Origin of the sequence: Brevundimonas sp., assembly GCF_035935935.1 — a bacterium.
In the GTDB taxonomy this organism is placed as follows: domain Bacteria; phylum Pseudomonadota; class Alphaproteobacteria; order Caulobacterales; family Caulobacteraceae; genus Brevundimonas.
On sequence record NZ_DASYWO010000009.1, the window covers coordinates 323036 to 339895 of the forward strand.

A 16860-nucleotide genomic window follows, 5' to 3' on the forward strand; every position below is an offset into this window, starting at 1 on the left:
CCGATGCGTCGCGTCCTGACCCTGGTGCTGGCCGTCATGGTGTCCGGCATGGTCGCCGGCCTGGTCGGCGCCTTCGTCATGAACCTGGCCGCCCAGGGACAGGCCGCGGCGCCCGCCGGCGCGCAGAATTTCCTGACGTTCAGCGCCCTGCTGTCGCTGCTGGCCCTGCCGACGGCGGCTGTGATCGGCCTGCCCGCCCACACCGCCCTCAGCCGGGCGGGCCGCACACGTCGCGCGCCCTACGTGCTGGCCGGCGTCATGGCCGGACTGATCATCGGTGTGGTCTTCTCCGGCTTCCGCGCCGACGGCTGGGTCGCGCTTCTGGTCGGCATGTGCGCCGGCGCAGGCGGCGGTCTGGGCTTCTGGCTCATCGCCCGCCCCGACCGCCTCGCGAAGACCTGACGCCTAGCGGCTCAGCCCTTGGTCCAGAGCGCGGAAGCTCTGGATCGCCAGCGTCGTCGACGACTGGAACACCGCCGGCTGCACCCGCTCAACATCGTCGGTCGGCTTGTGGTAGTCGGGGTGGAACTCCACGCCCAGATACAGGAAGGGCACGTTCGCCCGGAAGAAGGCGCCGTGGTCCGACGCCTCCACCCAGTTGTTCGCGCCCGTGTCCTCCGGCGTGTCCTTGCCGAAGGCCAGCGAGATGCCGCCGACCGGCGCCATGCCCTCAAGCAGCGGCCGGAAGGTCGGGTTCTGGTAGGTGCCCGTGACCCACAGCCTGCCGTCGGTCTCGGCGCGCGCCGTCATGTCGAAGTTCAGGTTCAGCGCGATCGATTCCAGCGGCACCGGAGGCGCCTCGACGAAGTGCTTGGCCCCCAGCAGGCCTTTTTCCTCCGCGTCGAAAGCCACGAAGATGACGCTGTGCTCCGGCGCCTGCCGCTTGAGGTCGGCCGCGAGAGCCAGCAGGGTCGACACGCCGGACGCGTTGTCGTCGGCGCCGTTGTGGATCTGGCCGTCGGACACGCCGACGTGGTCGTAGTGGGCGGTCACCACGATGTAGCGGTCGCCGCGGCGGGTGCCCGGGATCACGCCCAGGATGTTCGTGCCGTTCACCACCTCGCCCCGGCGATTGGTCATCTGGAACGGCTGAAGCCGCCCCATGGCGGGCGCCGCCACGCCCATCTGTTCGAACCGCGAGACGATGTAGGCGCGGGCGCGCTCAGATCCGGGCGTCGACGGCGCGCGGCCCTCCATGTCGTCGGCCGCCAGGGTCGTCAGGTCGGTCCACAGCTGGGCGTCGATCGCGGGGGCGACCGGGGACGGCGGCGTCCCTTCGGAGGTGGTCATGCAGCCCGACAGGGCAAGGGCGGCGATCAGGGCGGCGGACGAGACGTGCAGGCGCATGCGGGCTCCTCGAAAAGATTCCGGCGACGCTAGACCGCGCGCGCGACGCCGTCAGCTTAAGTTCGCGTCATCCCGCGATGACCGTGGCGGGCCGCCGCGCGGCCTGCTAGCCATCGCCGCCATGAGCGAGATCGCCGTCGACGCCCTGACCCTGGACCAGGCCCGCGAGGAACTGGCCCGGTTGACGACCGAACTGGCGCACCACGATCGCCTGTATCATCAGCAGGATGCGCCTGAAATCTCCGACGCCGACTACGACGCCCTCAAGCGTCGGGCGCTGGGGATCGAGAACCGCTTCCCGGAACTGACGCAGGACGACAGCCCGTCGCAGGTCGTCGGGGCGGCCAGCTCCAGCCAGTTCGCCGAGGTGCGCCACGGCGTGCCCATGCTGTCGCTCGACAACGCCTTCGCGGTGCAGGACGTCCTCGATTTCGAGGCCCGCATCCGCCGCTTTCTGAAGCTGCCGTCGGACGAGCCCGTGGCCTTCGTCGCCGAACCCAAGATCGACGGCCTGTCCGCCAGCCTGCGCTATGAGGACGGCGTGCTCGTCGTCGGCGCCACCCGCGGCGACGGCAGGACGGGGGAAGACGTGACCGCCAACCTCCGCACCCTCCAGGACGTGCCGCAGAAGCTGAAGGGGTCCGGCTGGCCCGCCGTCATTGAGGTGCGCGGCGAGGTCTACGCCCCGAACGACGGCTTCGACGCCTTCAACCGCGCCGCCGAGGCCGACGGTCGCCGCACCTACGCCAATCCCCGCAACTTCGCCGCCGGCTCGCTGCGCCAGAAGGACCCGGCCGTCACCGCCTCGCGGCCGTTGAAGTTCTTCGCCTATGCATGGGGCGAGACGTCTGCGTCCTTCGCGACCACGCAAAAAGACGCGCTGACGTCCCTGCAAACATGGGGATTTCAGGTCAATCCACGGTCGACCAGAGTCGAAGGCGCGGAGCCCCTCCTCGCCCTTTACGATCAGCTGCAGTCGGATCGCGCCACGCTCGGCTACGACATCGACGGGATCGTCTACAAGGTCGACCGGCTGGACTGGCAACGGCGACTCGGCTTCGTGTCGCGCACGCCGCGCTGGGCCGTCGCCCACAAGTTTCCGGCCCAGCAGGCGCAGACGGTGCTCGAAGGCATCGACATCCAGGTCGGCCGCACCGGCTCGCTCACCCCCGTCGCCCGCCTGCATCCCGTCACCGTCGGCGGCGTCGTGGTCCGCAACGCCACCCTCCACAACGAGGACGAGATCGCCCGCAAGGACGTCCGCATCGGCGACACGGTGATCCTCCAGCGTGCGGGCGACGTCATCCCCCAGATCCTCGGCGTGGTGATCGACAAGCGCCCGGCCGACGCCGCCCGCTACGTCTTCCCCACCCACTGTCCGGTCTGCGGTTCGGAGGCCGAACGGCCCGAGGGCGAGGTCCGCCGCCGCTGCACCGGCGGGCTGATCTGCGACGCCCAGCTGGTCGAGCGCCTCAAGCACTTCGTCGGCCGTCGCGCCTTCGACGTTGAGGGCCTTGGCGAAAAGCAGCTGGTCGCCTTCCATGAGCGCGGCTGGCTGAAGGAGCCGGCCGACATCTTCCGCCTCGCGCGCGACTCCGAAAAGCTGGACGCCCTGCGCGCCGAGGACGGCTATGGCGAGACCAGCGTCGCCAACCTGGTCGCGGGCATCGAGGCGCGGCGCACGATCGCGCTCGACCGGCTGATCTTCGGCCTCGGCATCCGCGAGATCGGCGAGCAGACCTCCCTGCTGCTGGCCCGCCACTTCGGCACGTGGAACGCCTTCCACGCCGCCGCGCTGGAGGCGGCCTCGGGCATCCCCTCGCCCGCATGGACGCGCCTCTCTGAAGGCCACGGCGTCTCACCGCGAACCCTCGCCGTCATGGCGGCCGCCGATCTGGCCGCTCAGGACCCCTGGCTCGAAGCGCCCGCCGAGCAGAAGCTGGCCATGGCCTTCCCCGGCGTGGCCGCGCCCGCCCGCCGCGCCCTGATCGACCTCGCCCCCGACTGGCCGGCCATCGTGGAACTGGCCCGCGTGGCCAGGGAGGACGGCCCGTCGGCGACCTTGGGCGAGATCGCCGGCATCTCCGGCGTCGGGCCCGTGGCCGCCCGGGCGATCGCGCAGTTCTTCCACGAGCCCCACAACCGGGCCGTCGTCGACGCCCTGCTGGAACAGCTTGATCGCGTGGAAGACGCCGAACGCCCCAGGACCGACACCGCCGTGGCCGGAAAGACCGTCGTCTTCACCGGCGCACTGGAGCGCTTCACCCGCGACGAAGCCAAGGCCCAGGCCGAATCCCTGGGCGCCAAGGTCTCCGGCTCCGTGTCGAAGAAGACCGACTTCCTCGTCGCCGGTCCGGGCGCCGGATCGAAGCTGGCCGAGGCGCAGAAGCACGGGGTCGAGGTGCTGACCGAGGACCAGTGGCTGGCGCTGATCGGCTGATCCGCCTTCGCCGCTTGCTCCCTCGCGGCCGCGACGCCTATACGCGCAGTCGGGCGATCTGCGCCGCAACCCGTCGGGCCTCTTCGAATGATTTCCAGCTTCCGTGATTTCGCCAAGTCCAAGTGGGCGATGGCCCTGCTGGTCGTGCTGGCGCTCAGCCTGCTGATCACCGGCGGGACCCAGATGGACGTCTTCGCCTCGCTGGGGCCCAGGCACGTCATCTCCGCCGGCGACCGCAGCGTCGATCAGGCCCAGTTCCGCTCGGACTTCGATCGCGTGCGCGGCAACATCGAGGAGCAGCAGGGCCGTCCGGTCACGGCCCAGGAGCTGATCGACCAGAACGTCCACGTCCGCTACCTCGAAAGCCAGACCCAGCGTCTGGGCTTCCTCGCCTGGGCGTGGAAGGCCGGCATCCGCCCCGGTCAGGACGTCATCGCCAAGCAGATTCGCCAGATCCCCGCCTTCTTCAGCGAGGTGACGGGCAAGTTCGACGAGCAGCGCTATGCCCAGGCCCTGGCGCAGGCGAACCTGACCCCGGCCCAGCTGGAGCAGGAGTTCCGCGACGAATACATGCAGCGCCACTACGCCGCCGCCCTCTTCGCCGGCGCCCGCACGCCGCGCGTCTACGGCGCGCTGGTGGCGACGCAGGCGCTGGAGCAGCGCGACGGCCGCTGGTTCCGCGTCACCCAGGACATGGCCGGCCGCGCCGGCGCCCCCACCGACGCCCAGCTGACCGCCTTCCTGAACGAGAACGGCGACCAGCTGCGCCGTCCCGAGCAGCGCACCCTCTCCGTCGTGGTGTTCGGCAACGCTCCCGGCCAGCCGGTCGAGGTGACCGAGGCGCAGGTTCAGGAGCGGTTCGAGTTCCGCAAGGACGCCCTTTCCCTGCCCGAGCGCCGCAGCTTCGTCGTCATCACCGCCCCGAACCAGCAGCAGGCGCAGTCGGTGGCCCAGGCCCTGCGCGGCGGCCAGACGCCGGACGCCGCCGCCCAGGCCGCCGGCCTGCAGCCCACCCGCTACGACGAGACGCCGCGCTCGGCCGTGCCCGACCCCGCCGTCGCCGGCGCCGCCTTCGGCCTGCCCGCCGCCGGCGTCAGCGCCCCGGTCCAGGCCCGCGTCGGCTTCGCGGTCGTGGCGGTGACCGGCATCCTCCCGGCCGAGCCCGCGACGCTGGAGGGCGTGCGCGAGGCCATCGTGCAGGAGCTGCGCGGCGAGGCCGAGCGCAAGCTGGTGTTCGACCGCGTCCAGCGCTTCGAGACCCTTCGCGGCCAGGGCCGCACCCTGGAACAGGCCGCGGCCGAGGTCGGCGCCCGCATCCTGCCGGTGGCCGACGTCTCGCGCGAGGGCCGCACCGCCGCCGGCGGTCAGGTGAACTCTCCGCCGGCCGTGCTCGAAACGGCCTGGAGCCTGCAGCGCGGCGGCGTCAGCGACGTGGTGGACGCCGGCAACGGCCAGTACTTCGCCGTGCGCGTCGATGCCGTGAAGCCCGCCGCCCTGCCCCCGCTCGACGAGGTGCGCGCCGACCTGACCCGCGCCTGGGTCCAGCGCGAGAACAATCGCCTGCTGCGTGCCAAGGCCGACGAACTGGCGGGCCGCCTGCGCGCCGGCGAGGACATCGTGGCCGTCGCCCGCTCCGTCGGCGCCGAACTGGTCGTGCGCACCGGCGTGCAGCAGGACGAGGAGACCCAGACGGCGCTCGGCGCGGGCGTCCTGTCCGGCCTGTTCGGTCAGGGCAAGGGTCAGGCCTTCGCCGAGGTGAACTCCGAGACGGACTTCGTTGTCGGCGTCACCGACGCCATCCGCGCGCCGGCCGTCGCCCTGGTCGCGCCGATCGCCGAGCGGGTGCGCCCGCGGATCGGTCAGGACCTCGCCAACGGCCTCGGCGATCTCGCCATCGCGGCCGGCCAGTCGCGCATGAAGGCGGAGTTCGACGTCGGTCTGGCGCGCGAGGCCCTCGGCCTGCCGCGCGAAGCCCCGGCCACGACCGGTCCGCAATGACGGCAGCCGGCGCCGGGCCGGTCGTCCGGCGGCTGATCGACGATCTGGAGACGCCCGTCTCGGCCTTCCTCAAGGTCGCGCACGGGCGTCCGCACGCGTGCCTGCTGGAATCGGTCGAGGGCGGCGAGAGCAACGGCCGCTTCTCGATCCTGACGATCGATCCGGACGTGGTCTGGCGTTGCCGCGACGGCCGGGCCGAGATCGCCCGCGACGGCGGCGACTTCCGGGTCGACGACCGCCCGGCGCTCGCGTCCCTGCGCGCCCTGATCGCGGAGTCCGCGCTGGACCTGCCCGACGACCTGCCGCCCATGGCCGCCGGCCTGTTCGGCGTCTTCGGGTACGACATGGTCCGCCTGCTGGAGCCGCTGGGCCAGCCCAACCCCGATCCGCTCGACCTCCCGGACGCGGTCCTGACACGGCCCGGCCTGATCGCCGTGTTCGATTCGGTGAAGCACGAGATCGTCGTCGTCGCCCCCGCCCGCGACGGCGACCGCGCCGCCGCCGAGGCCCGCGTCGACGCCTTCGAGGCGGCCCTGCGCGCCCCGCTTCCCGCCCGCGCGGCGTCCGCGCCCACCGCGGTCGACTTCGCCTCTCCGGTCGACGAGGCCGCCTTCGCCGACATGGTCGCCCGCGCCAAGGACTGGATCGCCGCCGGCGACATTTTCCAGGTCGTCCTCAGCCACCGGTTCGACGCGCCGTGGTCGGCCGACCCCTTCGCCTTCTACCGGGCGCTTCGCCGCCAGAATCCCTCGCCCTACCTGTTCTTCCTCGACATGGGCGACTTCCAGCTGGCCGGTTCCAGCCCGGAGATCCTGGTCCGCCGCAAGGACGGCCGCGTCACCATTCGTCCCCTCGCCGGGACCCGCGCCCGTGGCGAGACGCCCGAGGACGACCGCGCGCTCGAGGCTGAACTGTTGGCCGATCCCAAGGAACGCGCCGAGCACCTGATGCTGCTGGACCTCGGCCGCAACGACGTGGGCCGCGTCGCCGCGCCCGGCAGCGTGCGCGTCACCGACAGCTTCACGATCGAGCGCTACAGCCAGGTCATGCACATCGTCTCGAACGTGGAGGGCGACGCCCACCCCGACCTGGACGCCGTCGACACGCTTCTGGCCGCCCTGCCCGCCGGCACGCTGTCGGGCGCGCCCAAGGTCCGCGCCATGGAGATCATCGACGCGCTGGAATCGACCAAACGCGGCGTCGGCTATGGCGGCGGCGTCGGCTACATCACCTCCGGCGGAGAGGCCGACGTCTGCATCGTCCTGCGCACCGCCCTGTTCGCCCGCGGCCGCATCCATGTGCAGGCGGGCGCCGGCGTCGTCGCGGACAGCGATCCGGCTGCGGAGTATGAGGAAACCCGCGCCAAGGCCCGCGCCCCCATGCGGGCGGCGCAGGAGGCGTGGCGCTTCGCCTAGGGGACGAAGGTCACGCCCGGCCCGAGGATGAAGGCCCCCGCCATCAGCACGGCGCCGATCGCCGCCAGCGCCGAGGCGCCCAGCGCCTTCAGCGGCGCGGTCCGGTCGGGCGCCGCCTCTCCCGTCAGCAGGGCCTTCGCCTGTCCGATGGCGGTGCGGGCGGTGTCGATGCGGGCGTCGCTCATGTCGCCACGATCCCGCAGTCATGGTTAACGAACCCTTGCGTCACCCTCTCCGCTTGGCCCGCCGCGCGGCCGGCCCTAAGGAACCGGCATGATCCTCGTCGTCGACAACTACGACAGCTTCACCTGGAACCTGGTCCACTACCTCGCGGAACTGGGCGCCCGGACGCGCGTCGTGCGCAACGACGAGATCACGCCGGAGGAGGCCTGGGCGTCCCGGCCCGACGCCGTCCTGCTCTCGCCGGGGCCCTGCTCGCCGAACGAGGCCGGCATCTGCCTGCCGATTCTGGCGACCGCGCCGGACGACATGCCCATCTTCGGCGTCTGCCTCGGCCATCAGGCCATGGGGCAGGCCTTCGGCGGCGAGGTCGTCCGCGCCAGGACCCTGATGCACGGCAAGACCAGCCCGATCCTGCACGACGGGAACAGCGTGTTCCGCGGCCTGCCCGCGCCCTTCACCGCCACCCGCTACCACTCGCTGGCCGTCCGCCGCGAAACTCTGCCGGACGCGCTTCAGGTCACGGCCTGGACCGCCGACGGCGAGATCATGGGCCTGGCACACCGCACCCGCCCGATTCACGGCGTGCAGTTCCATCCCGAGTCCATCGCCACGGAACACGGCCACGATCTGCTGGCCAACTTCCTCGACCTCGCGAACGTGAAGCGGATCGCGACGGTCTGATGGCCGACTCCTTCAAGCCTCTCCTCGCAAAGCTGGTCGACGGCCGCGTCCTGTCGTCGGACGAGGCGCGCGACTTCTTCGCCGCCTGCCTGCGCGGCGAGCCGACGCCGGCCCAGGTCGCCGCCGCCGTCACGGCGCTCCGCGTGCGCGGCGAGACGGTGGACGAGATCGCCGCCTTCGCCGGCGCCATGCGCGACGCCGCGCGGACGCTGGACCATCCCTACGACGCCATCGACACCTGCGGCACGGGCGGCGACGGCCAGCACACCTTCAACATCTCCACCGCCGCCGCCCTGGTGCTCGCCGGCGCGGGGCTGAAGGTCGCCAAGCACGGCAATCGCGCCCTGTCTTCGAAGTCGGGCTCGTCCGACGTGCTGGCGGCGCTCGGCGTCGATCTGGCGGCCTCGCCGGAGCAGCAGCGGCGCGCGCTGGATCACGCCGGCATCGCCTTCCTGTTCGCGCCCCACTACCACGGGGCGATGCGCCATGTGGGGCCGGTGCGGGCCGAGATCGGCTTCCGCACCGTGTTCAACCTGCTGGGCCCGCTCTCCAATCCGGCCGGCGCCCGGCGTCAGGTCATGGGCGTCTATGACCCCCGCCTGCTGGAGCCGCTGGCCGAGGTTCTGGGCCGTCTGGGCGCCCGCCGGGCGTGGACCGTCCATGGCCAGGGTCTGGACGAACTGACCACCACCGGCCCGACCGAGGTCGCGGAATGGAAGGACGGCGCCGTCCGCCGCTTCACCGTCGTGCCCGCCGACGCCGGCCTGCCGACCGCCTCCATCGACGACCTGCGCGGCGGCGACGCCGAGGAAAACGCGGCGGCCCTGCGCGCCCTGCTGGACTGCGCGCCCGGCCCCTATCGCGACGTCGTCCTGCTGAACGCCGCCGCCGCCCTGATCGTCGCCGACCGCGCCGCCGACCTGCGCGAAGGCGCCTCCCTCGCCGCCTCGGTCATCGACGACGGCCGCGCCTCGCAGGCTCTGGCCCGCCTCGTCGAGGCGACGAACACGCCGATCGCGGAGCCGGAAGAATGACCGACGTCCTCGCCCGCATCGCAGCCTACAAGCGCGAGGAGGTGGCCGCGCGAAAGGCCGCCGAATCGCAAGCGGCGGTCGAGGCGCGCGCGGCTCTTGCCTCGCCGCCTCGCGGCTTTCACGCCGCGCTGCAGGCCCGCTTCAACGACACCGGCCGCCCCGCCCTGATCGCCGAGATCAAGAAGGCCAGCCCCTCAAAGGGCCTGATCCGCCCCGACTTCGACCCGCCCGAACTGGCGAAGGCATATGAGCGCGGCGGCGCGACCTGCCTCTCCGTCCTGACCGACGGCCCCAGCTTCCAGGGCGACGACGCCTTCCTGGGGCAGGCCCGCGCCGCCACCGCCCTGCCCTGCCTGCGCAAGGACTTCCTGGTCGATCCGTGGCAGGTGGCCGAGAGCCGCGCGCTGGGCGCCGATTGCATCCTGATCATCCTGGCCATGGTCGACGACGCCCTGGCCGCCGACCTGCTGGCCGAGGCGGACCGCTTCGGCATGGACGCCCTGATCGAGACCCACGACGAGGCCGAGATGGCCCGCGCCTGCCGGCTGGTCGAAGACCGCGAGACGGCGCTGGTCGGCGTCAACGCCCGGTCCCTGCGCACCTTCGACGTCGACCTGGCCCGCGTCGAGGAACTGGCCCTGCTCAGCCCCGTCCACGCCCTGCTCGTCGCCGAAAGCGGCATCTTCACCCCCGACGACGTCGCCCGCGTGTCGGCGGCACATGCCCAGGCCGTGCTGGTGGGGGAAAGCCTGATGCGACAGGCGGACGTTGAGGCGGCCACGCGGGAGTTGATGGGCTGATGCGCGTCGTCGCCACGCGATCGGCGGTGGGCGGTTGGCTCTCACTGGTCGGGTTTTGTGCCCTCTTCCTCGCCCTCGCTTGGCATGGCGTGGCCATGACGACTCAGCACGGCTGGGCATGGCTCCTGTCGCAAAGCAGCCGAGGGTTTCCAAACTGGCTGATCTACTTGGTTCTTTTCGGTGGTTTGGCCTTCATCCTTCCAAGGCTGCTCAGAGCGACCAACACACTGATCGACCACGGCTCGGCTGTGATCTGGCTGCAGGACGACTGCCTCTACAGCAGCACTCATCGTCCCATACCGGTGGCCGAGATCGCTTCAATCAAGGGCGAAGCCAGTTTTGGTATGCGTGTGGTTCGCGTGACCTCCCACGCTGGCAGAAACTATGAACTCGGCGTTGGCGGGATGGAACCTGATGCTGACGACGCTGCACACGAGCTGCGGGGCCTTCTCGGACTGATCCCGCCGTTAAGTTGACATTAGGCAAGAACACTTACAGAACATCGCCATCGGTTCACGGCTTGTTCCTGAAAGATTCGACGCCATGCTCACCAAGAAGCAGCACGAGCTCCTGATGTTCATCCATGAACGGATCAAGGAGACGGGCGTCTCGCCGTCGTTCGACGAGATGAAGGAGGCGCTGGATCTGGCGTCCAAGTCGGGCATCCACCGCCTGATCACGGCGCTGGAGGAACGCGGCTTCATCCGCCGTCTGGCCCACCGCGCCCGTGCGCTGGAAGTGACCAAGCTGCCCGACGCCGCCGCGCCCGGGGGGCGGGGCTTCAAGCCGCAGGTGGTGCAGGGCGGCGGCCGCCCGATCGCGGCCGAGCCCGCCAACGACACCCGCGAGCTGTCCCTGATGGGCAAGATCGCCGCAGGCACCCCCATCGCCGCCATCGAGCACGAGACCGCCCGCTATCCGGTGCCCGAGGCCATGCTGGGCTCCGGCGAGCACTATCTGCTGGAGATCGAGGGCGACTCCATGATCGAGGCCGGCATCCTGAACGGCGATCTGGTGGTCATCAAATCCAGCGACACGGCCGTCTCCGGCGACATCGTCGTGGCCCTGGTCGAGGGCGAGGAGGCCACGCTGAAGCGCCTGCGCAAGAAGGGCGCCTCCATCGCGCTGGAACCCGCGAACCGCAACTACGAAACGCGCATCTTCGGCCCCGACCAGGTCGAGGTTCAGGGCAAGCTGGTCGGCCTCATCCGCCGCTATCACTGACGGCCGCTGAGGGGCTCACTCCCCCTCCCCGTACCGCGCCCACGGCCGGTCGCTGCGCAGGTCCGCGACCCACAGCGCGCGCCACCCGTCGCCTTCGCGCCACAGTTCCACCGCGCCCTTCTCGGCGAAGTCCCGTCCGTCCAGCACCAGCCGCGACGCGCACGCCGGCGGCAGGACGTCGACCTCCGTCCGCACCGCCACCACCTCCGCGGTCGCGCACGCGGCCGCCAGCCGCTCGGCCGTCGGCGCGCGCCGCCCCCACAGCAGCGCAGGTCCGACCGCTTCCGCAGTCGGCCGGCAATCCGTCCGCCCGCAGGTCCAGCCGTTTTCGTCCCGCGCCTCGACCGTCAGCCCGCGACGCCGGCTCCACACCTCGACGCCGAAGTCTTCCAGCCCGCCCCGGATCACCGTCGCGCGCGCGCCAGCGACCGTCGCCGCCTTCGCGCCGCCGTCGCCGATCCAGACGTCGGGCGCCGGCCCCCTCGGCCAGACCAGCACGGCGCACGCCAGCGGCAGGCCGATCCACCGCAGCGGCCCCCGCACCAGACAGCAGATCATCACCCCCATGAAGGCGACCGGCAGCGCCGCCGTCGGCGCGCTGGCATAGGTCCGCACCGCGCCCGGCAGCCCGGCGGTCCACCCGCCGACCCACAGCATGGCCTCGATGCCCGCCCCCGCCAGCCAGAGGAACGGCGCGCCGAGGCCGACGGGCTCCAGCAGGGCGCCCAGCGCCAGCGTCGGCATGATCAGGAAGTCGCTGATCGGCGCCACCGTCATGTTCGAGACCAGGCCGTACATGGCCGCGCGGTTGAAATGCTGCATGGCGAACGGCGCGGTCGCCGCGCCGGCCACCAGACTGGCCAGAGCCGCCGCCGCGATCCACTGCCCCGTCCGCTGGACGGCGAGGATGGGCAGCGGCGTCTGGATCTCTCGCGGCGCGCGCGGCCACGCCTCCACCAGCGCCACCAGCGCCGCGGTCGCGGCGAACGACATCTGGAAGCCCGGCGTGACGATGGCCTCCGGCTGGATCGCCAGCACGACCAGCGCCGCCACGGCCAGTCCGTGCATGGTGATGGCCGGCCGGTCCAGCAGGATGGCCAGAAAGGCGATCGACGCCGTCACCGCCGCCCGCACCGCCGGCGGCGGCGCGCCCGATATGACCAGATAGACCGCGACCGCCGCCAGCCCGACCCACGCGGCCGCCTTCTTGCCGTTCACGCGCAGCGCCAGCGGCGGGATCAGCGCGATCAGCAGGCGGGCGCCGAAGAAGGCGAAGCCGCCGACCACCGCCATGTGCAGGCCCGAGATCGAAAGGATGTGCGCCAGGCCGGAATCCCGCATGCGCTCGACCTCCTCCGGGTCCAGCCACGCCTCCACGCCCGTCGTCATCGCCGCCGCGATGCCGCCCGTGCGGGGCCCCAGCCGCTCCACGAGGCGCGCGGCCAGATCGACCCGCGCGGCGTTCACCGCCATCGTCAGCCGGAGCCGCCAGGGCGGCCGATCCAGCGACGCGGGACGGGGATCCGTCAGCACGAAGGCCACGCCCCCCATCCGCTGGAACCACGCCGAGCGCCCGAAGTCGTACGCGCCAGGTGAAGCCGGGGCCGGCGGCGGGTTCAGCAGGGCGAACAGGCTGACCGGCGTTCCCGGCGCGATCGGCGCCCTGCCCCTCAGCGTCGCCCGCACCCGCAGCGGCGTCGCTTCCGGCGCCAGTCCCTCGATCCGGACCGGCGCCACCATCACCCGCGCGCCGCCGCTCCCGCCCGGCGACTCGACGTCCGTGACCCAGCCGGTGATCCGCACCGGCTCCCCCATGGCCGGCGCGATCGGCGCGGCGGCCCGGTCGCTCCTCAGCTTGGCGTTCGTCAGGCCGACGGCGAAGAAGGCGAGCAGCATCAGCGGCCATGTCACGACCCTGCCGACCGGCAGCCGCCTGACGGCCAGCCACGCCGCGGTCGCCGCCAGCGCCGCCAGAACCAGCGGCCACGCGGCCGGCTCGCGGTTCAACAGGAAGTAGACCGCCGATCCCGCGCCGAACGCCACGGGCGCCCACAGGCCCCACCGCAGCGCCTGCGCCGCCGCCTGATCACGCAGGAAGGCCGCCGCACGCGCAGGCAGGCTGGGCTTGGCGGCGTCCGGCGCTATAAGGGCGGCCCTGATGGACCCCGCCCCCATGACCTCCGCCTCCCCGTCGACCCCCGTCGTCACCCGCTTCGCCCCCTCGCCCACCGGCTACCTGCACATAGGCGGTGGAAGAACGGCGCTTTTCAACTGGCTGTTTGCACGCCGCCACAACGGGAAGTTCCTCGTCCGCGTCGAGGACACCGACCGCGAGCGGTCGACCGACGCGGCGGTGAAGGCCATTTTCGACGGCCTCAACTGGCTGGGCCTCTTCCCGGACGAGGAGCCGGTGTTCCAGTTCAGCCGCGCCGAACGGCACCGGGAGGTGGTCGATCAGCTGCTCGCCTCGGGCCACGCCTACCGCGACTTCCTCTCCGCGGAGGAGACGGGCGCCCTGCGCGACCAAGCCAAGGCCGAAGGCCGGGCCTTCGAAAGCCCCTGGCGCGATCGCGAGCCGTCCGTCGACGACCTGATGAAGCCCCACACCGTCCGCTTCCGTCGTCCGCGGGGCGCGCCCGTCGTCGTCGCCGACGCGGTGCAGGGCGAGGTGCGGTGGGACACGGCCGCCCTCGACGACCTCGTCATCCTGCGCTCGGACGGCGCGCCGACCTACAATCTCGCCGTGGTGGTCGACGACCACGACATGGGCGTGACCCACGTCATCCGCGGCGACGACCATCTGAACAACGCCGCCCGCCAGTCGCTGATCTACGACGCGCTCGGCTGGCCCCGCCCGACCTTCGCGCACATTCCGCTGATCCACGGCCCCGACGGCGCCAAGCTCAGCAAGCGCCACGGCGCCCAGGCCGTGCATGAGTACGCCGACATGGGCTACCTGCCGGAGGCCATGCGCAACTACCTCGCCCGCCTCGGCTGGGCCCACGGCGACGAGGAGCTGTTCTCGGACCAGCAGGCGATCGCCTGGTTCGCTCTGGAAGGCATCGGCAAGGCGCCCGCGCGCCTGGACTTCGACAAGCTGGCCCACGTCAACGCCCACTGGATCCGCCTCGCGGACGACGACCGGCTGGCCAAGTCCACGCTGGACGTCCACCTGTCCCGCGGACACCCGCTCGCCGAGGGCGACGAGGCCCGGCTCCTGCGCGCCATGCCCTTCGTCAAGGACCGCGCGAAGACCGTGCTGGACCTCGCCGACCAGACCGCCTTCGTCCTGCGCACTCGCCCTCTGGCGCTCGACGACAAGGCCGCGTCGCAGCTGACCGCCGAGGCGCTCGACCGCCTGTCCCGCCTGCGCGCCCGCATCGCCCTGTTCGAGAGCTGGGACGTCTTCGCGCTGGAGGCCGAGCTCAAGGCCTTCGCCGACTCCGAGGGCGTCGGCTTCGGCAAGATCGGTCCCGCCGCGCGCGCGGCTCTGGCGGGCGGCGCCGTCTCGCCCGACATCGCCCGGACCCTGGCGGCTTTGGGCCGGGAAGAGGCCCTCGGACGCTTGGATGATGCGCTGCAACAGACTAAATGACGTTCACCTTCCGCCTTCCGTCTCGCCGCCGCGGCTCCTCGCCGGCGTGAGACGCTCAAACCCGGGCCCTGCATGACCGACGCCTCCAAGACCGCCACCCTCACGCTCGGCGACAAGAGCGTCGACCTCCCGGTGCTCTCCGGCTCGACCGGCCCGGACGTGGTGGACATCCGCAAGATGTACGGCGCCACCGGCGCCTTCACCTTCGACCCCGGCTTCACCTCCACGGCGGCGTGCGAAAGCGCCCTGACCTACATCGACGGCGACGCCGGCGTGCTGCTGCACCGCGGCTACCCGATCGACCAGCTGGCCTCGAAGTCGAACTTCGTCGAGGTCTGCCACCTGCTGCTGCACGGCGAACTGCCCACCGCGTCGGAATACGAGTCGTTCGAGCGCAGCGTGACGATGCACACCATGCTGCACTCGCAGTTCGACCGCTTCTTCGAGGGCTTCCGCCGCGACGCCCACCCCATGGCGATCATGGTCGGGACCGTGGGCGCCCTGTCGGCCTTCTACCACGACAGCCTCGACATCCACGACCCGGTGCAACGCAACATCTCGGCCATCCGCCTGATCGCCAAGATGCCCACCATCGCGGCGCGCGCCTACAAGTATCACGTCGGCCAGCCCTTCGTGTCGCCGCGCAACGACCTCAGCTACGCCGAGAACTTCCTGCGCATGTGCTTCGCCGTTCCGGCCGAGGACTACGAGGTCAACCCGATCCTGGCGCGCGCCATGGACCGCATCTTCATCCTGCACGCCGACCACGAGCAGAACGCCTCCACCTCCACGGTCCGTCTCGCCGGCTCCTCGGGCGCCAATCCGTTCGCCTGCATCGCCGCGGGCATCGCCTGCCTCTGGGGCCCGTCGCACGGCGGGGCCAATGAGGAGGCGCTGAACATGCTCAAGGAGATCGGCACGCCCGACAGGATCCCGGAGTTCATCGCCGGGGTGAAGGACAAGCGCTACAAGCTCATGGGCTTCGGCCACCGGGTCTACAAGAACTACGACCCGCGCGCCAAGGTGATGCAGGAAAGCGCCCACGAGGTGCTCAAGGCCGTCGGCGACCCCAACGACCCGCTGCTGCAGGTGGCGATCGAGCTTGAGAAGGTGGCGCTCAACGACGAGTACTTCATCGAGCGCAAGCTGTTCCCGAACGTCGACTTCTACTCGGGCATCACCCTGTCGGCGATGGGCTTCCCCACCACCATGTTCACCGTCCTGTTCGCCCTGGCCCGGACCGTCGGCTGGATCGCCCAGTGGCAGGAGATGATGGAGGACCCGTCGCAGAAGATCGGCCGCCCGCGGCAGCTCTACACCGGCCCGACCGAGCGCGATTACGTGCCCATCAGCCAGCGCGGCTGAGCTCTCGGACCGGACTGAAGATCAGGGGGCGCGGCGCCGGCCGCGCCCCTTTTTCATGGGCGGGGCGCCGGTGCAGCAGGCGGCCGTCGAGGTCCCGCGCCTCCACCACCTGTTCCGCGGAAACGGTGCGCACCTCGGCCCCCGCCACGCGCGGCGACAGGTTCAGCGTCAGATGTTCCCACTCGGCGCCCCAGTCCCGCCCCCACACGCTGTTGAACGCCGTCACCTCGCGGCCGTCCGTCAGCCTGAGCAGCGTCGGCCGCCCGCGCCGTCCGGCCAACAGCCGCACCAGCCTTCGCCCCTTCCCGGGCAGGATCAGATCCACCACCGCGCGCCTCCTTCACTGGGAGGTGCAGCATCGCCGCCGTTTCCCTGACCGCCATGAGCGGGTCGTGAGGCCTCGCTGAAAACGCCGCCGCCTTTCCCTCGGCGGGCGCGCAATCCGACGGCCGCTCGCCGACGTCGCGATGATGCGCTCGAGATTCTCCAAGGACATCAACGCCCGGCGGGAGTCTTCGGCCTCTTCGTCATGACCGGTCGGGCGTCGTGCCAACCTTCGCGTGGTTCCGTCGCAGGGAGGGGCGCAAGGCCTTGCGAGCTTGTCGCGGCGGGAGCGGTTCGAGCGGGGGTCGACGCCGGGGCTCACATGTCCACGGCCGGCCGGCGTCGGCGTGAACCTGCAAGGTCGTGGCCATCGGAGGTGGGCGGCGGCGCGGGGGCCGGGGGCAATGAGACGCCTCCGGATCAGGCCGGCGATCATGGCGCGTCACGGGAAGGC

The 16860-nt window shown here is 71.5% G+C and carries 15 protein-coding genes; 11 read left to right on the plus strand and 4 right to left on the minus strand.

Features of this window, described 5'->3' with window-relative positions; translation table 11 throughout:
• The first annotated feature begins 3 nt into the window (after window positions 1–3).
• The gene (locus VGR32_RS10925; protein WP_327450533.1) at window positions 4–402 is read left to right on the plus strand and encodes a hypothetical protein; all 399 of its coding nucleotides are present in this window, start codon (window positions 4–6) and stop codon (window positions 400–402) included.
• 3 nt (window positions 403–405) lie between these two features.
• Here the strand turns inward: VGR32_RS10925 and VGR32_RS10930 are convergent, their stop codons facing one another.
• Complete coding sequence (locus VGR32_RS10930) at window positions 406–1347, minus strand: M28 family peptidase (RefSeq protein ID WP_327450535.1); 942 nt, start codon at window positions 1345–1347, stop codon at window positions 406–408.
• A gap of 121 nt (window positions 1348–1468) precedes the next feature.
• Here VGR32_RS10930 and ligA point away from each other — a divergent pair, with 121 nt between their 5' ends.
• The 3 genes from ligA (at window position 1469) to trpE (ending at window position 7200) form a co-directional block, all read left to right on the plus strand.
• Window positions 1469–3787: an NAD-dependent DNA ligase LigA gene (gene ligA / locus VGR32_RS10935; RefSeq protein WP_327450537.1), complete on the plus strand. Its 2319-nt coding sequence runs from the start codon at window positions 1469–1471 to the stop codon at window positions 3785–3787.
• Between the two features lie 87 nt (window positions 3788–3874).
• Window positions 3875–5785, plus strand: coding sequence for a peptidylprolyl isomerase (locus VGR32_RS10940; protein WP_327450539.1), 1911 nt, complete (start codon window positions 3875–3877; stop codon window positions 5783–5785).
• The gene (gene trpE, locus VGR32_RS10945; RefSeq protein ID WP_327450541.1) at window positions 5782–7200 is read left to right on the plus strand and encodes an anthranilate synthase component I; all 1419 of its coding nucleotides are present in this window, start codon (window positions 5782–5784) and stop codon (window positions 7198–7200) included. Before VGR32_RS10940 ends, trpE begins: the two co-directional genes overlap by 4 nt.
• On the opposite strand, the gene VGR32_RS10950 is transcribed toward trpE, so the two are convergent.
• Window positions 7197–7385, minus strand: coding sequence for a hypothetical protein (locus VGR32_RS10950; RefSeq protein WP_327450543.1), 189 nt, complete (start codon window positions 7383–7385; stop codon window positions 7197–7199). The two genes, trpE and VGR32_RS10950, sit on opposite strands and share 4 nt — an antisense overlap.
• An 88-nt stretch (window positions 7386–7473) precedes the next feature.
• Between VGR32_RS10950 and VGR32_RS10955 the strand changes: the two genes are divergently transcribed.
• The 5 genes from VGR32_RS10955 (at window position 7474) to lexA (ending at window position 11122) form a co-directional block, all read left to right on the plus strand.
• A complete protein-coding gene (locus VGR32_RS10955) occupies window positions 7474–8064 on the plus strand; it encodes an aminodeoxychorismate/anthranilate synthase component II (RefSeq protein WP_327450545.1) in 591 nt (196 codons plus the stop codon).
• Window positions 8064–9098 (plus strand): anthranilate phosphoribosyltransferase, encoded by a 1035-nt coding sequence (trpD, locus tag VGR32_RS10960; RefSeq protein ID WP_327450547.1) that lies wholly within the window; start codon window positions 8064–8066, stop codon window positions 9096–9098. The genes VGR32_RS10955 and trpD overlap by 1 nt, the downstream gene beginning before the upstream one ends.
• Entirely contained in the window at window positions 9095–9898 is an 804-nt protein-coding gene (gene trpC, locus VGR32_RS10965) for an indole-3-glycerol phosphate synthase TrpC (protein ID WP_327450549.1), read from the plus strand. Before trpD ends, trpC begins: the two co-directional genes overlap by 4 nt.
• Window positions 9898–10374: a hypothetical protein gene (locus VGR32_RS10970; RefSeq protein ID WP_327450551.1), complete on the plus strand. Its 477-nt coding sequence runs from the start codon at window positions 9898–9900 to the stop codon at window positions 10372–10374. The genes trpC and VGR32_RS10970 overlap by 1 nt, the downstream gene beginning before the upstream one ends.
• Before the next feature lie 67 nt (window positions 10375–10441).
• Window positions 10442–11122 (plus strand): transcriptional repressor LexA, encoded by a 681-nt coding sequence (gene lexA, locus VGR32_RS10975; RefSeq protein ID WP_327450553.1) that lies wholly within the window; start codon window positions 10442–10444, stop codon window positions 11120–11122.
• Window positions 11123–11137: 15 nt separating this feature from the next.
• Here lexA and VGR32_RS10980 read toward each other — a convergent pair whose 3' ends face one another.
• A complete protein-coding gene (locus tag VGR32_RS10980; RefSeq protein ID WP_327450555.1) occupies window positions 11138–13330 on the minus strand; it encodes a ComEC/Rec2 family competence protein in 2193 nt (730 codons plus the stop codon).
• Here VGR32_RS10980 and gltX point away from each other — a divergent pair.
• Window positions 13296–14717 (plus strand): glutamate--tRNA ligase, encoded by a 1422-nt coding sequence (gltX, locus tag VGR32_RS10985; RefSeq protein ID WP_327450557.1) that lies wholly within the window; start codon window positions 13296–13298, stop codon window positions 14715–14717. The two genes, VGR32_RS10980 and gltX, sit on opposite strands and share 35 nt — an antisense overlap.
• A 72-nt stretch (window positions 14718–14789) precedes the next feature.
• Window positions 14790–16082 (plus strand): citrate synthase, encoded by a 1293-nt coding sequence (gene gltA / locus VGR32_RS10990; RefSeq protein ID WP_327450559.1) that lies wholly within the window; start codon window positions 14790–14792, stop codon window positions 16080–16082.
• On the opposite strand, the gene VGR32_RS10995 is transcribed toward gltA, so the two are convergent.
• Window positions 16066–16407, minus strand: a complete 342-nt coding sequence (locus tag VGR32_RS10995) for a hypothetical protein (protein WP_327450561.1) — start codon at window positions 16405–16407, stop codon at window positions 16066–16068. The two genes, gltA and VGR32_RS10995, sit on opposite strands and share 17 nt — an antisense overlap.
• Window positions 16408–16860 lie beyond the last annotated feature (453 nt).

Coding starts and splice junctions, on each gene's coding strand:
- VGR32_RS10955 (WP_327450545.1), top strand. CDS start 7,474: ATGATCCTCGTCGTCGACAACTACGACAGCTTCACCTGGAACCTGGTC.
- trpC (WP_327450549.1), top strand. CDS start 9,095: ATGACCGACGTCCTCGCCCGCATCGCAGCCTACAAGCGCGAGGAGGTG.
- VGR32_RS10950 (WP_327450543.1), bottom strand. CDS start 7,385: ATGAGCGACGCCCGCATCGACACCGCCCGCACCGCCATCGGACAGGCG.
- VGR32_RS10940 (WP_327450539.1), top strand. CDS start 3,875: ATGATTTCCAGCTTCCGTGATTTCGCCAAGTCCAAGTGGGCGATGGCC.
- VGR32_RS10925 (WP_327450533.1), top strand. CDS start 4: ATGCGTCGCGTCCTGACCCTGGTGCTGGCCGTCATGGTGTCCGGCATG.
- VGR32_RS10930 (WP_327450535.1), bottom strand. CDS start 1,347: ATGCGCCTGCACGTCTCGTCCGCCGCCCTGATCGCCGCCCTTGCCCTG.
- lexA (WP_327450553.1), top strand. CDS start 10,442: ATGCTCACCAAGAAGCAGCACGAGCTCCTGATGTTCATCCATGAACGG.
- trpE (WP_327450541.1), top strand. CDS start 5,782: ATGACGGCAGCCGGCGCCGGGCCGGTCGTCCGGCGGCTGATCGACGAT.
- VGR32_RS10970 (WP_327450551.1), top strand. CDS start 9,898: ATGCGCGTCGTCGCCACGCGATCGGCGGTGGGCGGTTGGCTCTCACTG.
- ligA (WP_327450537.1), top strand. CDS start 1,469: ATGAGCGAGATCGCCGTCGACGCCCTGACCCTGGACCAGGCCCGCGAG.
- gltX (WP_327450557.1), top strand. CDS start 13,296: ATGACCTCCGCCTCCCCGTCGACCCCCGTCGTCACCCGCTTCGCCCCC.
- trpD (WP_327450547.1), top strand. CDS start 8,064: ATGGCCGACTCCTTCAAGCCTCTCCTCGCAAAGCTGGTCGACGGCCGC.
- gltA (WP_327450559.1), top strand. CDS start 14,790: ATGACCGACGCCTCCAAGACCGCCACCCTCACGCTCGGCGACAAGAGC.